Annotated in this window: 13 protein-coding genes; 4 read left to right on the top strand and 9 right to left on the bottom strand. The window is 69.6% G+C overall.

What is annotated here, in order from left to right; genetic code table 11:
* Positions 1 to 81: 81 nt before the first annotated feature.
* From F8O03_RS07065 to F8O03_RS07050, 4 genes are all read right to left on the bottom strand, one after another.
* Positions 82 to 498 carry a biopolymer transporter Tol gene (locus tag F8O03_RS07065; protein ID WP_425280949.1) on the bottom strand — a complete coding sequence of 139 codons (417 nt, stop codon included), beginning with the start codon at positions 496 to 498 and terminating at the stop codon, positions 82 to 84.
* A gap of 11 nt (positions 499 to 509) precedes the next feature.
* Entirely contained in the window at positions 510 to 2,339 is a 1,830-nt protein-coding gene (locus F8O03_RS07060; RefSeq protein WP_244296006.1) for a dipeptide ABC transporter ATP-binding protein, read from the bottom strand.
* Between the two features lie 54 nt (positions 2,340 to 2,393).
* Positions 2,394 to 3,722 carry an enolase C-terminal domain-like protein gene (locus F8O03_RS07055; protein WP_151423258.1) on the bottom strand — a complete coding sequence of 443 codons (1,329 nt, stop codon included), beginning with the start codon at positions 3,720 to 3,722 and terminating at the stop codon, positions 2,394 to 2,396.
* A gap of 150 nt (positions 3,723 to 3,872) precedes the next feature.
* Complete coding sequence (locus F8O03_RS07050; protein ID WP_104311687.1) at positions 3,873 to 4,772, bottom strand: LysR family transcriptional regulator; 900 nt, start codon at positions 4,770 to 4,772, stop codon at positions 3,873 to 3,875.
* A gap of 147 nt (positions 4,773 to 4,919) precedes the next feature.
* Here F8O03_RS07050 and F8O03_RS07045 point away from each other — a divergent pair, with 147 nt between their 5' ends.
* From F8O03_RS07045 to F8O03_RS07035, 3 genes are all read left to right on the top strand, one after another.
* Positions 4,920 to 5,879, top strand: a complete 960-nt coding sequence (locus tag F8O03_RS07045; protein WP_151423257.1) for a 5-dehydro-4-deoxyglucarate dehydratase — start codon at positions 4,920 to 4,922, stop codon at positions 5,877 to 5,879.
* Positions 5,880 to 6,058: 179 nt separating this feature from the next.
* On the top strand, positions 6,059 to 7,411 hold the full coding sequence (locus F8O03_RS07040; protein ID WP_151423256.1) for an enolase C-terminal domain-like protein: 1,353 nt from the start codon (positions 6,059 to 6,061) through the stop codon (positions 7,409 to 7,411).
* 63 nt (positions 7,412 to 7,474) lie between these two features.
* On the top strand, positions 7,475 to 8,449 hold the full coding sequence (locus F8O03_RS07035) for a 2-hydroxyacid dehydrogenase (protein WP_151423255.1): 975 nt from the start codon (positions 7,475 to 7,477) through the stop codon (positions 8,447 to 8,449).
* A gap of 213 nt (positions 8,450 to 8,662) precedes the next feature.
* Here F8O03_RS07035 and F8O03_RS07030 read toward each other — a convergent pair whose 3' ends face one another.
* The 4 genes from F8O03_RS07030 to F8O03_RS07015 all read right to left on the bottom strand — a co-directional run bounded on the left by F8O03_RS07030 (position 8,663) and on the right by F8O03_RS07015 (position 13,198).
* Positions 8,663 to 9,391, bottom strand: a complete 729-nt coding sequence (locus F8O03_RS07030; RefSeq protein ID WP_151423254.1) for a sulfite exporter TauE/SafE family protein — start codon at positions 9,389 to 9,391, stop codon at positions 8,663 to 8,665.
* Positions 9,392 to 9,461: 70 nt separating this feature from the next.
* The gene (locus F8O03_RS07025; protein WP_151423253.1) at positions 9,462 to 10,502 is read right to left on the bottom strand and encodes an ABC transporter permease; all 1,041 of its coding nucleotides are present in this window, start codon (positions 10,500 to 10,502) and stop codon (positions 9,462 to 9,464) included.
* A complete protein-coding gene (locus F8O03_RS07020) occupies positions 10,495 to 11,541 on the bottom strand; it encodes an ABC transporter permease (protein WP_104252664.1) in 1,047 nt (348 codons plus the stop codon). Before F8O03_RS07020 ends, F8O03_RS07025 begins: the two co-directional genes overlap by 8 nt.
* A 34-nt stretch (positions 11,542 to 11,575) precedes the next feature.
* Complete coding sequence (locus F8O03_RS07015; RefSeq protein WP_151423252.1) at positions 11,576 to 13,198, bottom strand: ABC transporter substrate-binding protein; 1,623 nt, start codon at positions 13,196 to 13,198, stop codon at positions 11,576 to 11,578.
* Positions 13,199 to 13,474: 276 nt separating this feature from the next.
* On the opposite strand from F8O03_RS07015, the gene F8O03_RS07010 reads away from it, so the two are divergent.
* On the top strand, positions 13,475 to 14,503 hold the full coding sequence (locus tag F8O03_RS07010) for a 2-hydroxyacid dehydrogenase (RefSeq protein ID WP_151423251.1): 1,029 nt from the start codon (positions 13,475 to 13,477) through the stop codon (positions 14,501 to 14,503).
* A 231-nt stretch (positions 14,504 to 14,734) separates the two neighbouring features.
* Here the strand turns inward: F8O03_RS07010 and F8O03_RS07005 are convergent, their stop codons facing one another.
* On the bottom strand, positions 14,735 to 16,315 hold the full coding sequence (locus tag F8O03_RS07005) for an aldehyde dehydrogenase (NADP(+)) (RefSeq protein ID WP_151423250.1): 1,581 nt from the start codon (positions 16,313 to 16,315) through the stop codon (positions 14,735 to 14,737).
* Positions 16,316 to 16,588: the final 273 nt, after the last annotated feature.

The following is a 16,588-nucleotide window of genomic DNA, read 5'->3' as shown; positions in this document are numbered from 1 at the left end:
AGTATTCAGTGAACACAGTTTCCTGGGTGTAAACACTGGTGGTCGATCGTGTGCCACAGCGACTCGCCGTGCTCGACGGCGTCAGGCGCCCTCCGGGGCCGCCCCGTCGAGCCCGTCGAGCTCCTCAAGTGCCTGGCGGGCCCGCTCGAGTCGAGCCGCCTCCGACTCCTCCCACCAGCGCGGACCGCGCTCGCCCAGCCCGTGCTTCGCGAGGCCGACGCGCTTGCGCGACGCCGCCACGGCGGAGTCGTCACCCCGGCGCTTCGCGGTGCCCACGCCCGATCGCCCGCGGCCGAGATGCGATTTCAGCCGTTCGACCATGCCTGCAGGAAGACTCGGATCGGTACGCCGCCAGCGCCGGCCATTGACCACGAGCCAGCGCTCGTCGTCGACGTGCTCTTCGCCGGCGGACCCATCGTCGGGCCCACCCGCGGTGCCGGCTCCGCCCCCATCGACGCCCCCGCCAGCTGCCTCACCCGCATTGCCTCCGTCACCCATAGGCGCCGAGCCTACGCGGCGTGCGAGCTCCCGTGCCCCGGGATGGCGTCGATGAGCTTTCGCGTGTAGGGCTCCTGCGGCTTCATGAGGATGTCACCGGTCCTGCCCAGTTCGACGAGCACGCCGTTCTTCATGACAGCGACACGATCGGAGATCTGCGCGACGACCGCCAGGTCGTGCGTGATGAACAGGTAGGTGAGGTCGTTCTCCTGCTGCAGCTCGGTGAGCAGGTCCAGGATCTGCGCCTGCACCGACACGTCGAGCGCCGAGACGGCCTCGTCGAGCACGATGAACTCGGGCTCGAGGGCAAGCGCCCTCGCGATCGCCACACGCTGGCGCTGGCCACCCGACAGCTCGTCAGGCCCGCGGTTCAGGAACAGCTGCGGCAGCTGGACCTGGTCGAGCAGCTCCCGCACCCGCTCGGCGCGCGACTTCGAGTCGCCCAGCTTGAACGACACCAACGGTTCGGCGATGAGCTGCTGGATGGAGAAGCGCGGGTTCAGCGACGCGTACGGGCTCTGGTAGACCATCTGGAACCTGCGGCGAAGGGCTCGCAACCGCTCACCCTCGAGGTCCGTGATGTCCTGGTCATCGAAGACGATGCGGCCGGAGGTGGGCTTCTCGAGGCGAAGCACGAGGCGCGCCGTCGTGCTCTTGCCGGACCCCGACTCCCCGACGACCGCGAGCGTCTCACCGCGATGCAGGTCGAAGCTCATGTCGTCGACGGCGGTCAGCGTGCGCTTGCCGCCGCGACCGCCGGGAAGTGCGAACTCCTTGGTGAGGTTCTCGACCCGCAGCAGCGGCGAGGTGATGTCCGGAGCCCCGTCACGCGCATCCGCCGCTCGACTCGACGCCTTTCCCGTCGCCTTGTCGGTGACGAGCACCGTGCGGGCCTCGTGGCTGTGCAGGCTCGGCGCGGCACGCAGGAGCTTCTTCGTGTAGTCGTGCTGCGGCCGGAGCATGACGTCGTCGGCTGTGCCCGTCTCGACGATCTCACCCTTGCGCATGACGATGATGCGGTCGGCGCGGTCAGCCGCGACGCCGAGGTCGTGCGTGATCATCAGCACGGCCGTGCCCAGCTCCTTCACGAGGCCGTCGATGTGGTCGAGGATCTGCTTCTGCACCGTCACGTCGAGGGCACTGGTCGGCTCGTCGGCGATCACCATCTCCGGCTGGCCTGCGAGCGCCGTCGCGATGAGCGCGCGCTGCTTCATGCCACCCGAGAACTCGTGCGGGTACTGCTGAGCACGAGCCGCCGGCTCGGTGAGGCCTGCCATGTCGAGGAGTCGCACCGCCTCGGCGTGCGCGTCCTTGCGGCTCGCGAGTCCGTGGATGAGGAGCGGCTCGGCGACCTGGGCTCCGACCTTCGTCGTCGGGTTGAGGGAGAGGGCCGGGTCCTGCGGGACGAGGCCGATGCGTCGACCGCGGATGCCCCGCCACTGCGCGTCACTGAACCCCTGGATGGGCTCGCCGTCGAACTTGATCTCACCCGAGGTGACCGTCGCGTTCGGCGCGAGGAGGTTGATGAGCGCGTGCGCCACCGTGCTCTTGCCGGAGCCGGACTCGCCGACGACCGCGAGCACCTCGCCGGCGTACAGCTCGAACGAGACGTTCCTCACCGCGTCGACAGCGCGTCCGCCGATGCCGTAGGAGATGCAGAGGTCGCGCACCGAGAGGAGCATGGCCTTCTCCACTTCCTGGTCGGGTCGAGCCTTGCCGGGTTGAGCCTGGCCGGCGACGGTCTCATCGTTCGGGGCCACCTCGGCCTGGCGTCCGGCCTGTCCTGCCGTCGCGGCCAGTTCGTCGGCCTGGAGCTGCTGCTGCTTCATTCGCTGGTCCATTCTCACACCTCGTCGTGTTGGATTGGTTGCTCTGGAGTGCCTGTGCCGTGTCCGCTAGGCGCGGATGAGGGCAGGCCGCTTCGGGTGGAATGCCCACTCGGGCATGAAGGTCTTCATCGCGAACGCGTCGTCGCGCGCCGAGCTCTCGAGGCTCAGGTAGAGCTCGTGGGCGCGGCTCACCGCGGCGTCGTCGAGGGTGACGCCGAGGCCGGGTGCCGTCGGCACCTGGATGACGCCGTCCTCGATCTTCGGGGCGGCCGTCGTGAGCTCCTCGCCGTCCTGCCAGATCCAGTGCGTGTCGATCGCCGTCGGCGTTCCAGGGGCCGCCGCGGCGACGTGCGTGAACATCGCGAGGCTCACGTCGAAGTGGTTGTTCGAGTGCGAGCCCCACGTGAGGCCGAGCTCGTCGCACAGCTGCGCGACGCGCACGGAGCCGCTCATGGTCCAGAAGTGCGGGTCGGCGAGCGGGATGTCGACGGCCTGCGAGCGGATCGCGTGCCCCAGCTCGCGCCAGTCGGTCGCGATCATGTTCGTGGCAGTCCGCAGGCCCGTGGCGCGGCGGAACTCCGCCATCACCTCGCGCCCCGAGTAGCCGTTCTCCGCGCCGACCGGGTCCTCGGCATACGCGAGCACGCGCTTCAGGTCGGGGCCGAGGCGGAGCGCCTCGTCGAGCGGCCATGACCCGTTCGGGTCGAGCGTGATGCGCGCATCGGGGAACTCGGCGGCGAGATCGGTGACCACGGCGGCTTCGACGGCCGGTTCGAGCACGCCGCCCTTGAGCTTGAAGTCGCGGAAGCCGTATCGCTCCTGCGCGGCCTTCGCGAGCCGCACGACGCCCTCGCTGTCGAGGGCACGCTCGCGGCGCACGCTTCCCCACGCGTCACTCGTGTCGTCGCCGCGCAGGTAGTCGAGGCCGGTCGCGTCGGGGTCGCCGACGAAGAAGAGGTAGCCGAGCACGTCGACGGCCTCGCGCTGCCTGCCGTCGCCGAGGAGCGACGAGATCGGCAGACCGAGCTGCTGCCCGAGGAGGTCGAGGAGCGCGCACTCCCAGGCGGTGACGACGTGCACGGTCGTGCGGAGGTCGAAGGTCTGCGCGCCGCGGCCGGCGCTGTCCTGCCAGGAGAATTCCTCGTTGATGCTGCGCAGGATCGCGCGGTAGTCGGCCACGGGCTTGCCGACGATCAGCTCGGCGGAGGCGACGAGCGTCGATCGGATGCTCTCGCCGCCGGGAACCTCGCCGATGCCGACGCGCCCCTCGCTGTCGGTGAGCTTCACGAGGTTGCGAGTGAAGAGGGGCGCGTGGGCTCCGCTGAGGTTCAGCAGCATGCTGTCGTGGCCCGCTACTGGGATCACGTCCCACGTCTCGACCGTCACCTGGTTCATAGCTCCGCCTCCATCGCCGCGCTGGGTGGTCACACGTGGCTCTGGCCACGGTGCCGTATTGCCACTCTAAGGAGCCGCATCCATTCGATCGAGAGCGTATTCGGCATGACCGGATGCGCGTTCAGCATCAATAGCGGCGTGCGACCACGGTCACGCGTTGCGCTGCATGAGCTCGACGACCGCCGCAACGAGCGGATTGTCGGAGTCCTCGCGCCATGCGATGTCGAGGTGCACTCGGTTGTATGGCTCCGATCGGTCACCGTCGGCAACCGGCCGGCAGATGACGCCGTCGGGCGCGAGCTGCGTCGCGGACTCGGGGATGAGCGCGACGCCGATGCCGGCGTTCACGAGCGCGAGCAGCGCAGGCACCTGGCCCGCGTACTGCACGATGCGCGGATGACTGGATGAGGCGACGAACATGCTGAGGAGCAGGTCGTGGAAGTAGCGAGCACCACCAGGCGAGTACATGAGGAGCGCCTCATCGTTGAGGTCGCTCAGGAAGATGGGCCCCGTGAACTCGGCGAGCCGCGAGCCCCTCGGCAGCGCCAGCACCAGGCGCTCCGTCAGCACCGTCGTCGACTGGACGCCTGGGCGGTCCCGCATGGGACGCAGGAGGCCGATGTCGACCGTGCCGCGCTCGAGCTCGTCCATCTGGTCGACGGTCACCGATTCCTGCAGGATGAGCTGCAGCCCGGGCAGCTCCTCCGCCGCCGCCCGCAGCAGCTTGGGGAGCACGCTGTGCGCCGCGACCGCCGTGTACCCGACCGTCAGCGTGCCGGTGGCCCCCTCGCCGACGGCGCGCACATCGGCCGCGGCCTTCGCCGAGAGGTCGATGAGCTTGCGCGCGCTGGGCAGGAGGGTGCGCCCGGCCTCCGTGAGCGCGACCCGGCGGCTCGTCCGGACGAACAGCTGCGTGTCGAGCTCGCGCTCCAGCTGCTGGATCTGGCGACTGATGGGCGGCTGGGTCATGCGGAGGCGCTCGGCGGCCGCACCGAAGTGCAGTTCCTCAGCGACGGCGACGAAGCACTCGAGCTGGACCAGGGTAAACATCAATTCACTCCCAACATTGATTCATCCACACTTTAGTTTGTTTGCGCATCCATAAGACCATAGCGTCGCAGATAGCCGGGCAATCAACTCGGAACAGCCGCACCGTGCAACGACGCACCGCGGAGACACGCAACTAAGGAGATCGACGTGCTCGACAGAATCCTCTTCTTCCCGGTCACCCCCTTCACGGCCGACGATGCCGTCGATGTCGCAGCCCTCGCGCAGCACCTCGAACAGGGGCTCGCCCACGAGCCGGGCGGTATCTTCATCGCCTGCGGCACCGGCGAGTTCCACGCGCTCAGCCTCGACGAGTACACGACCGTCGTCGACACGGCCGTCACGACCACCAAGAAGGCAACGCCGGTGTTCGCCGGGGCCGGCGGGACGCTCGCCGACGCCAAGGCGCAGGTGCGCAGCGCAGAGGCGGTCGGGGCGGACGGCATCCTCCTCCTCCCGCCGTACCTCGTCGCGGGTCCAAGCGAAGGCCTCGTCGCGTACGTCGAGCAGGTCGCGGGTGCCACGACGCTGCCCGTCATCGTCTACCACCGCAGCACGGCCCGGTTCGACGAGCACACCGCCGTCGCCGTCTCCCGCATCCCGAACGTCATCGGCCTCAAGGACGGCGTCGGCGACATCGACCTCATGTCCCGCATCGTGCGCTCCGTCACCGACGAGACGCAGTCGCGCGGCGAGGACTTCCTCTTCTTCAACGGCCTCCCCACGGCGGAGATCGCACAGGAGGCCTACAAGGCGATCGGCGTCCCCCTGTACTCGTCGGCCTCCTTCGCCTTCGCCCCCGACATCGCCCTCGCCTTCTTCGACGCCGTCGAATCCGGCGACAAGGAGCGCCTGGCTGAGCTCAACCGCAGCTTCTACCACCCCCTCGTCCGCCTCCGGAACTCCGTGCCCGGGTACGCCGTGTCGCTCGTCAAGGAAGCCACCAAGCTCGCCGGCATCAACGCCGGCCACGTGCGCGCGCCGCTCATCGACGCCAAGCCCGAGCACGTCGAAGAGCTCAAGAAGCTCATCTACGACACCAGGGCCCTCCTCGCGAAGCGCGCAGGCACCCCCGCCGAGCAGGACCGCGTCGCGGCACCCGTCGCCTGAGCCTGAGCGCGCCCGGTTGCGCTGACGAAGCGCGACCGGGCGCGCCTCACCCTGCTGAGCAACCGGCCCCCGAGCAGGCCGAACGTTCCGTTCAGCAACGAACACGGCGTGCTCGACACCGAGCACAGCGCCCGCAACGACGAACACACCTCGTTCAACGACGAACACAGGGAGACGACATGACCGCGCAGAGCACGTCCACCGCATCCGGATTCGCACCAGCCGCAGCTGCAGGCGCGACACCGGTGGAGCCCTTCGACCGGAGCACGCAGAATGAGATCGCCGCCGTCACGATCACGCCGGTCGCCTTCAAGGACCCACCCCTCCTCAACACCGTCGGGGTGCACGAGCCGTACGCGCTTCGCGCGATCGTGCAGGTCACGACCCGCTCGGGCCTCACCGGCCTCGGCGAGACCTACGGCGATGCCCCTCACCTGCACCGCCTCTCCCTCGCGGCAGACGCCGTGGTCGGCATCAACGTCTTCGACACCAACCGCCTGCGCTTCGCGGTCGCGCAGGCGCTCACCGCCGACACCTCGCAGGGCGGCCACGGGATGAGCGGGATGGTGACCGGCTCGAGCACCGCCGATCGGGTCCTCTCCCCCTTCGACGTCGCCGCGCTCGACGTGCAGGGCAAGATCCTCGGCGTGCCTGTGAGCTCACTCCTCGGAGGCGCGATCCGCCCCGAGGTCGCGTTCAGCGGCTACCTGTTCTACAAGTGGGCCGGCCACCCCGGATCCGGCTCCGACGAGTTCGGCGAGGCACTGACACCGGAGGGCATCGTCGAGCAGGCGCGTCAGCTCGTCGACGGCTACGGCTTCTCCGCGCTCAAGCTCAAGGGCGGCGTCTTCGAACCCGACCAGGAGATCGCCGCGATGCTCGCCCTCGCGGACGCCTTCCCCGACCTCGGGCTGCGCCTCGACCCCAACGCCGCCTGGAGCGTCGAGACCTCGCTGCGCGTCGCGAAGGCCCTCGAATCGTCCCTCGAGTACCTCGAGGACCCCACCCCCGGACTCGCAGGCATGGCCGAGGTGCGACGCGGCACGACCCTCCCCCTCGCGACGAACATGTGCGTCGTCAGCTTCGCCGACGTGAAGCCCGCCGTCGAGCAGGGATCGATCGACATCGTGCTGTCCGACCACCACTTCTGGGGCGGCCTCACCAGGTCCCGCACCCTCGGCGGCCTCGCCGAGTCGCTCGACTGGGGCCTCTCGATGCACTCCAACTCGCACCTCGGCATCAGCCTCGCGGCCATGGTGCACCTCGCCTCCGCGACACCGTCGCTCAGCTACGCGTGCGACACGCACTGGCCCTGGAAGCAGCCAGACGAGGACGTCGTCACCCACGACCTCTCCTTCGTCGACGGCTCGGTGCTCGTCCCGACCGGGCCAGGCCTCGGCGTCGAGCTCGACGTGGACGGCCTCGCGAAGCTGCACGAGCAGTTCCTCGAGAGCGGCATCACGCAGCGGGACGACACGGGCTACATGCAGCGCTTCCAGCCCGACTACACCGTCGCCAGCCCCCGCTGGTAGCGGCAGAGCTCGACTTCCCCGCCCAGCCGCCGACCCACCCCCGGAGAGAGTCAGAGACTCGGCATGCGCATCCTCGTCACCGACCCGATCATCGCCCGCTTCGCGGAGCTCCTCACGCAGACCAAGCGCGCGCACGAGTGGAGCTTCGCCGCCGAGCTGGGCCCCGCGGAGCTGGACGACGCGCTCCGCGGGGCCGACATCGTCATCGCCTCCGTGCTCACTCCAGAGCAGGCTGCGTCCCTTCGCCCGGACGCGCTGCTGCACGTCACAGGTGCCGGCGCCGACCGCGTGAGCGTCGATGCGCTGCCGCCTGGCGTGACGATCTGCAACACGGGTCACCACGGGGCGGCGATCGCGGAGCACGTCGTCATGACGGCGCTCATGCTGCGCAGGCGCGCGCTGGAGGCGGATGCGCAGATGCGCGCCGGCGAGTGGCGCACGATCGGCAACGACGCGAGCGTCACCTTCCATCCCATGCTGCGCGGCACGACGATGGGGCTCCTCGGCCTCGGTGAGATCGGCACGGAGGTCGGGCGCCTCGCGCAGGCCCTCGGCATGCGCCTCACCGCGCTCCGGCAGCGACCGGATGCGCCCAGTCCAGACGGGCTCGACGTCGCCGAGGTCTACGGCCCCGACCGCATGCTCGACTTCGTGGCGGGGGCGGACGTGCTCGTCGTCTCCATCCCGCTGTCTGATCACACGCGCGGCACGATCGGCGCCGCGGAGCTCGCTGTCGCGAAGCCGGACCTGCTGCTCATCAACGTGGCGCGCGGCGGAGTCGTCGACGAGGACGCGCTCTTCGACGCGCTCTCCGAGGGCCGCATCGGCGGTGCAGGGATCGACGTGTGGTGGGGCGCCCCAGACTCGCAGGGCCGCGTTCCCGCATCCGTCGACCGCTTCTCACCCCTCGCCAACACCGTGCTCACGCCCCACTACTCCGGCCACGCACGCCAGGTCTTCGAGCTGCGCGCCGCCGACATCGCGCGCAACATCGACCTGCGGGCGGACGGCCAGCCGCTGGAGCGCGTCATCCGCTAGCCGGCACCCGCGCTCGCCATCCGCCCCGCCCGGCGCACAGACATGCGAGCGATGCAGGTTCGTTCCTCAACGAACCTGCATCGCTCGCATGTCTGACCCGCCACTGCAGACAGGGCGCGGGTCTTCGGCCCAGCAACTGCAGGTTCGTTCTTCGACGGGCCTGCAGTTCTCGTGTGCGTGCGCCGCGACCAAGGCAGGCCGGTGAGGCGCTGTTCAGCCCAGCAGCTGCACGAGCTGCGTCGCGACGAGCAGCGCGCAGCCGAGCAGCGATGCGCCGAGCGCGAGCCGCTTCGTGCGGGTCTTGTCGAGGTGCGGGGTGATGAAGCGGCTCGCGACGAAGCCCAGCAGGACGACGGGGACCATCCACAGCACGACCGTCCAGGTCTGCGGCGCGACGGCCCCGAAGGCGAGCAGCAGTCCGAACGAGATGATCGACCCGACGAGCAGGAACGCCGAGAGCGTGCCGCGCAGCCTGGCGGAGTCGGAGCCCTGCCAGATGATCGCCATGGGGGCCCCACCGATCGACGTGGTCGTGCCCATGACGCCGGAGGCGGCCCCGGCGACGATCTGCGACCAGCGCGTGACCTTCGGGGCCCAGCCGCGCAGCGAGAAGACCACACCGGTGACGACGGTTGCGACGACGACCCACGAGAGCACGGCGGGCGCCATGACGGTCACGAGCAGGGCCCCCGCGACGCTGCCCGGCACGCGTCCGACGAGCGCCCAGCCGGCACCCCTGAGATCCAGCGAGTCCTTCTCCGCCACCGTCACGATCGAGGTGAGGAGGATCGACATGATGATCACCGTCGCCGGCAGCAGGGCCGGGTCGATGAGCGCGATGAAGGGCGCCGCGAGCATCCCCATCCCGAAGCCGATGCCCGCCTGCAGGCAGGAGGCCGCGAAGAAGATGACCGCGAGGGCAGCCCAATCGGCCGGAGTCATGCTGCGACTCCGGCCGATCGGGCGTTCCCGGTGCGTGGCACCGGAACGTGGTGCTGCGGGAGGATGAGGGTCACACCTCGCCGGCGGGCTCGCGCGTCGGGAGCGACGGGCGGAGCTTCACCTTCGCGGACTTCTGCATGAGCCGCCACTTCTGGTTCGGATCGGTCGCGATGCGCAGCCAGGAGGCGAGCACGTTCGCGGCGACGGCCGTGATGACGATCGCGAGGCCGGGGAGCACCGAGAGCCACCACGCCTGCTGCAGGTACTGGCGCCCCTGGGCGACCATGAGCCCCCAGCTGACGTCGGGCGACTGCACGCCGATGCCGAGGAAGCTCAGCGAGGACTCGGCGAGCATCACGTAGCAGAACTCGAGCGTCGCGAGCGTGACCAGGGTGGGCACGACGTTCGGCACGATGTGGCGGAAGATGATGCTGCGCGGCTTCGTGCCGAAGTTGGTGGCCGCGTCCACGAACATCCGCGACCGCAGCTCGGCGGCCTCGGCCCGCGCCGTGCGCAGGTAGATCGGGATGCGGGTCAGCGCCAGCACGGCGACGATGTTCGCGAGGCTCGGGTTGAAGACGTACAGGATGACGACCGCGAGCAGCAGCGACGGGAAGCTCATGATGATGTCGGCGATGCGCATCGACACCGACTCCCGCCAGCCGCGGAAGTAGCCGGCCCAGACGCCCCAGATGGATCCCACGATGAGGGCCACGAGGACGGCGGGGACGGCGACGCCGAGGGTTGTGCCCGTCGCGATGACGAGGCGCGCGAGCATGCTGCGCCCCAGCGAGTCGCTGCCGAGGATGAACGCCCAGCCGTTGTCGAGGCTGAACGGGGCCACGTTGATGGCCGTGAGGTCCTGCTTGGAGGCGAGCTCTCCCACGAGCAGCGGCCCGAAGACGGCCACGAGGGCGATGAAGGCGAGCACGGCGGCCGCGACCGTCGCGACCTTGTCCTTGAGGAGCAGCGTGAAGAGCGTGGGGCGCTCGGCGACGTTGCGCTCGCGCTTCTCCTTCTGCAGGAGCACGTTCGTCGTCGCGGGCGGCTGCTGCGGGGCGGCGCCCGTGCTCGGGCCGCCGGGGACCTGTGGGTTCTGCGGGTCAGACATGCGCCTTGCCCTTCTCTGCGTCGCTGCTCTCGATGCCCTTGGCGGCTGACTTGCGTGCGGCCGCGCCGGCGGCGTCGCGCTTCGCATCCTTGTCCGTGGGACGGATGCGCGACTGCTTCGCCACCGGTCGCACCCGCGGGTCGAGGAGCGCGTAGCCGAGGTCGATGAGGATGTTGAGGATGAAGATGGACAGTGCCGTGATCAGCACCGCGGCCTGGAGCACGGCGAAGTCGCGCTGCAGGATCGAGTCGATCATGAGCTTGCCGATGCCAGGCCAGCCGAAGATCGTCTCGACGACCACCGCACCGTTGATGAGGCCGACCGTGAGGTCACCGGCGACCGTCAGTGCGGGAGCCGCGGCGTTGCGCAGCGCGTGCTTGAACACGACGCGCAGCTGACCCGCGCCCTTGCTGCGGGCCACCTTGATGAAGGGCTGCCCGAGCACGCTCACCATGGAGCCTCGGACGATCTGCGTGAGCACGCCGACGGGCCTCAGCATGAGCGTCGCGATCGGCAGGATCCAGGAGAGCCCGCCGCTGTCGACGCCCGAGGTGGGCAGCCAGCCGAGCGTGATCGCGAAGATCCAGATGCCCATGATGGCGAGCCAGAAGTCCGGCACGCTGGCGGCGGCCATCGAGAAGAAGCTCGCGATGCGGTCGGCGACGCCGTTCGGCTTGAGTGCCGCCCAGCTGCCGATGATGATCGCGAGGACGACCGTGAGGAGCATCGTGACGCCGGCGAGCTGCAGCGTGGCCGGGAAGGCCCGCAGCACCATGGCCGCTGCGGGCTCTCCCGTGCGGAGCGACTCGCCGAAGTCGAAGCGCGCCACCCCGGAGAAGTAGTTGACGATCTGCATCCACAGCGGCTGGTCGAGCCCGTTGCGGACCGCGAAGTCCTCTTTCATCTGCTCCGTCGCGTTGAGCGGGAGGTACAGGCTCGCCGGGTTTCCGGTGAGGCGGGCCAGCACGAACACGCCGAGGACGACGGCCACGAGTGGCAGCAGACTGGAGACGATTCTGGTTCTGAGATAAGTCCACATGAGCGGCTGCTTTCTCCAGGGTGGCGGGCGGCCGTCAGGCCGCTGGCTTCACCTCGGCGATGCGCAGCTCGTCGCCGCTCGCCGAGTTCGGCTCGTAGGTGATGCCAGACGCGATGCCGAGGAGGCCCGTCTGGTGCGCGATGTGCGCGAACTGCACGATCTCCTCGTTCTGGTCGGCGAAGATCTGCTCGTAGGCCGTCTGTCGCTCGTCGCCGGAGGTCTTGGCCGCGTCGTCGAGCTTCTGGTCGAACTCGGGCGTGCCGAACGTCGACTGCGCGCCCGTGGAGCTCATGTACTGGTCGACCGTGAACTGGGCGTCACCGGCCTGGTTGCCGTGCTGCACGAGCAGGGCGATGGGGCCCTCGTTCGTGACGAACGGGCGCAGCTGGTACTGGAGGTGCTGCGTCGTGTCGACCATGCGGAGTTCCACGTTGAGGCCGGCCTGGCTGAGCTGCTCCTGCAGCACCTGCGACAGCTCGTTGACCTTGGGGAACTGCGCCGTGCGGGTCACGAGGGTGATCTTCGTGTCGACGGGAACCCCGTCGGCCTTGGCTTCAGCGACGAGCGCCTTCGCCTGCTCGAGGTCGAACTCCCACGGCTCGAGCGAGTCGTTGTGCCCGACGACGCCCTCGGGGATCAGCTGGGATGCGACGACGTCGCCGTTCGGGTAGAGAGAGGAGATGATGCCGTCCTTGTCGATGGCGAAGTTGATCGCCTGACGGACGCGGATGTCATCGAGCGGGGCGATGTCGCCGGAGAAGCGGAGCGCGATCGTCTCGTTGTTCGGGTAGCTGACACCGTTCTCCCCGATGCCGTCGTCCGGGCTGAGACCCATGGCGATGTCGGCTTCGCCACCGGTGATCATCGCCGCGCGGACGGTGCCCTCACCGCGCCACTGGTACTCGACCGACGGGTAGGCGGGAGCGTCTCCCCAGTAGCCGTCGTAGGCGCCGAGGGTGAGCTTCGTGCCCACCTCCCACTGGTCGATCTGGTACGGGCCGGTGCCGATGGGCTCGCGCACCTTGTCCGTGGTGCTGGTCGAGGTGGGGACGATCTCGATGAACGAGAGCTTGAGGGGGAGGATGGGGTCCGGTTCCGGCGTCGTGACGGTGAGGGTCGTCGCGTCGACCGCCGTGACCTCGAGGTCGGACTCGCCGAACACGTAGCCCTCGACGTTGCAGCCGAGGTCGCTGTTCACGGCCCGGTCGATCGAGAAGGCGGCCGCTTCCGCGTCGAAGGGGGTGCCGTCCTGGAAGGTCACGTCGTCGCGGAGAGTGAAGGACCACTCGTTGTCGCTCGTCTGCTCCCACTCGGTGGCGAGCAGCGGGTCGAGGTCGCCCGTCGTCGGGTTGCGCTCGATGAGCGGCTCGGTGATGTTGGAGCGCACGACGACACCGGTCGATGTGAGGTTCGCCTCGCACGGCTCGAGTGTCGGCGGCTCCTGCTGCAGGACAACACGGAGTGCGCTGGCCGCTCCGCCGCCGCCTCCGCCTCCGGAGGCCCCGTCGGAGTTCGCGACGGCGCAGCTGCTGAGGAGCAGCGCGGCGGCACCGACGGCCACCGCCTTGGTGACGGATGCGAGGGGTCGGCGCGCTGGGGACGGCCTGTTGGATGCGGTGCGCCCGAGTGTCGGGGATGGTTCGTGTGAAGAAGACATCGTTGTTCCTCCGGTGTTGTGAACTCGAGGGCCGAGCCCTGAGTCAGTGGTTCTCCTCGTTGAGACGCCTTCAGCTTGGGCGCGTCGATTCGACTGCGTCAACACGACTGAGCGAGGGAGCCGCGGGGGACGGCGGGAGGCGCGGGGCCGGAGTCAACCCTAGCGACCCGCGTGCCCTAGTGATTACTGGCAAGACCCGCATCAATGCGCCGAGTGGATCAATCAATGCAAAGTGCATCTTGGACCAGCATCGGTCGTGCGACCTACGATCCAGACATGGAATCCCCTCTCGCAACGACGCCAGATGCCGCCCCCACCAGCCCTGCCGCGGGCACCGCCGCTCCGCCGGCGACCACCGCCACCCCCACCGTGCTGCGTGTCGGCCCCCTCATGCCGCAGCTCGAGCAGGAGCTCATCGCCGAGTTCGATGCGCCGGTCATCTCCGCGGTCGCGAGCGAGCTCACCGGCGAGCGGGAGGCGGAACTCGCCGATGTGCGCGTCGTCGTCACGGGTGGCCGCTTCGGCGTCTCTCGCGCCCTCATGGACCGGCTCCCCTCGCTCGAGGCGATCGTGAACTTCGGCGTCGGCTACGACACCACCGACACGAGCGCCGCTCGCGAGCTGGGCATCGCCCTCAGCAACACCCCGGACGTGCTCAACGACTGCGTTGCCGACACCGCCATGTCCCTGCTCCTCGACGTGTACCGCGGCATCAGCGCCTCCGACCGCTACGTGCGCGCGGGCTCGTGGAAGGCGTCCGGCAGCTTCCCGCTCACCACGAGGTTCACCGGCACGCGCGTCGGCATCGTCGGGCTCGGGCGCATCGGAAGCGCCATCGCCAAGCGCCTGTCGGGCTTCGACTGCCCCATCAGCTACCACAACCGACGCGAAGTGCCCGGCTCCCCGTTCCGGTACGTCGACTCCCTCGTCGAGCTCGCTCGGAGCAGCGACGCGCTGGTCGTGGCAGCCGCCGGCGGCGCGGACTCGCAGAAGCTCATCTCCGCCGAAGTCCTCGAGGCGCTCGGGCCCAGCGGCGTGCTCGTGAACATCTCCCGCGGTTCCGTCGTCGATGAGGACGCGCTGGTGTCGGCGCTGCAGGCTGGCACGATCCGGGGCGCAGGTCTCGACGTGTTCGCCGACGAGCCGAACGTGCCAGATGCGCTCATCGGACTCGAGAACGTGGTGCTGCTCCCCCACCTGGGCAGCGGTACGCGGGAGACTCGCGACGACATGCGGCAGCTGGTCGTCGACAATCTCAGGTCGTGGCTGGCACACGGAACGCTCGTGACGCCGGTCGAGCTCTAGAAGCGCAACAAGCTCCGTCTCGGGAGCGCACCGGCAGCTCTCGCCGAGCGAGTGCCGCACGGACACCACGCGAAGGAGCTCACCCGAGCGGGTGAGCTCCTTCGATATTCAACGCGCCGCGATCGGCGCCTGGCGCCTGGCATCAGGGGCCTGGGACCGGGGCCTGGCAGCCTCGAGGCCTGGCGGTCGGCGCCCAACGAAGCGGGTCAGCGCTTCGTCGGGCACCGGGGGTCAGTACCCGCTCGGCAGCTGGATGCGTCCCTCGACGAGGCGCGGCACGCCCCATTCGTTCGCGTCGCGCAGCGCCTCGGGCAGCAGCGCGTCCGGCACGTCCTGGTAGGCGACGGGGCGCAGGAATCGTTCGATGGCGAGCGCCCCGACCGACGTGGAGCGCGCATCCGACGTCGCCGGGTACGGCCCGCCGTGCACCATCGAGTAGCCGACCTCGACGCCCGTCGGCCAGCCGTTGAAGAGGATGCGGCCGACCTTGCGCTCGAGCACGGGCAGGAGTGCGCGGGCGTCGTCGGTGTCGTCGTCGGTCGCGAGGACGGTCGCGGTGAGCTGGCCTTCGAGCTGCTCGGCGAACTCGCGGAGCTGGTCGGCGTCGTCGTAGCGCAGCACGAGCCCGGCGGCGCCGAAGATCTCGCCCTCGAGCGCCTCGCCGAACGCCTCGACGGCCTCGCTGAAGACGATGGGGGCCGGCGCGTTCGCGGCCGGGTCGCCCTGTCCCCTCGCCACGACGGTCGCCCCGGACGCCTCGCGTTCCGCGACGCCCTCCCGGTAGGCGTCGCCGATGCCGTGCGTGAGCATCGTCTGGCCATTCGCCTGGGCGATGCGCTCGCCGACCTCGCGCAGGAACGCGTCACCCGCGTCGCCGCCCGGCACGAGCACGATGCCGGGGTTCGTGCAGAACTGTCCGGAGCCGAGCGTGAGGGAGCCGACGTAGTCGGCCGCGACCTTCCCGGGGTCGGCCGCGAGGGCGGCCGGAAGCACGAAGACCGGGTTGACGCTGCTCATCTCGGCGTACACGGGAATGGGTTCGGCCCGCTGCTGCGCGATGCGAACGAGCGCGAGCCCACCGGAGCGCGAGCCGGTGAACCCCACGGCCTTGATGCGCGGGTCGGCGACGAGCCCCTGTCCGATGACTCGGCCCGATCCGAACAGCTGCGAGAACACGCCGCTCGGCAGCCCGGACGCCTCGACGGCGCGCGCGATGGCGTGGCCGACGAGCGATGCGGTGCCGAGGTGGCCGCTGTGGGCCTTCACGATGACGGGGCTGCCGGAGGCGAGCGCCGACGCGGTGTCCCCGCCTGCGGTCGAGAAGGCCAGCGGGAAGTTGCTCGCCCCGAAGACCGCGACGGGGCCGAGGGGAATCTTGCGCTGGCGGATGTCGGCGCGGGGCAGCGGGGTCCGATCCGGCAGTGCCTCGTCGATGCGGGCGCCCTGCCAGCCGCCTTCGGCGACGACCTTCGCGAAGAGCCGGAGCTGGCCCGTGGTGCGACCGACCTCACCGGTGAGCCGCGCGACGGGCAGACCCGTCTCCTCGTGGGCGCGGGCGATGATCTCGTCCTTGTCCGCCTCGATCTCCGTGGCGATGCGTTCCAGGAACGCCGCCCGGTCGGCCGGTGACGTCGCACGGTAGACATCGAACGCGTCGTGCGCGGCCTGCACGGCCAGCTCAAGCTCCTCCGCGGTGTTGCTGCGGAAGGCCGGTTCGAGCACCGCCCCGTCTGCGGCGCGACGGGCGACAAGCTCGTCGCCTCCCCCGAGCTCGCTGCTTCCGGCGATGAGCGAATGTGGTGCCAGCGTCATTGCGTGCCTTTCGTCGTGCGTTGGAGCCTCGTGCGGTGACGAGCCTCGTGCGGTACTGAGTCCTTCTTCGAGGCTATGGCCGTCCGCCGACACTGGCGCTTCAGATTCGGCATGACCCGATGCAGTTTCGACATGCTCACGGCCTCCGCGCCGAGCGAAGAGACGGGCGCATGCTCGCTGCGCCTCTGGCGCGCGAGCGAAGGGACACCGGCACCACCCACCGCCCCAGAGCGACCAAACGGTGGGTTTTGTCGTACACTTCAGAGTCGATTC

It is taken from the genome of Pseudoclavibacter terrae, from assembly GCF_008831075.1.
GTDB lineage: Bacteria > Actinomycetota > Actinomycetes > Actinomycetales > Microbacteriaceae > Pseudoclavibacter > Pseudoclavibacter terrae.
The sequence above is the reverse complement of the archived record's forward strand: the minus strand, read 5'-3'. Positions and strand labels throughout refer to the sequence as shown.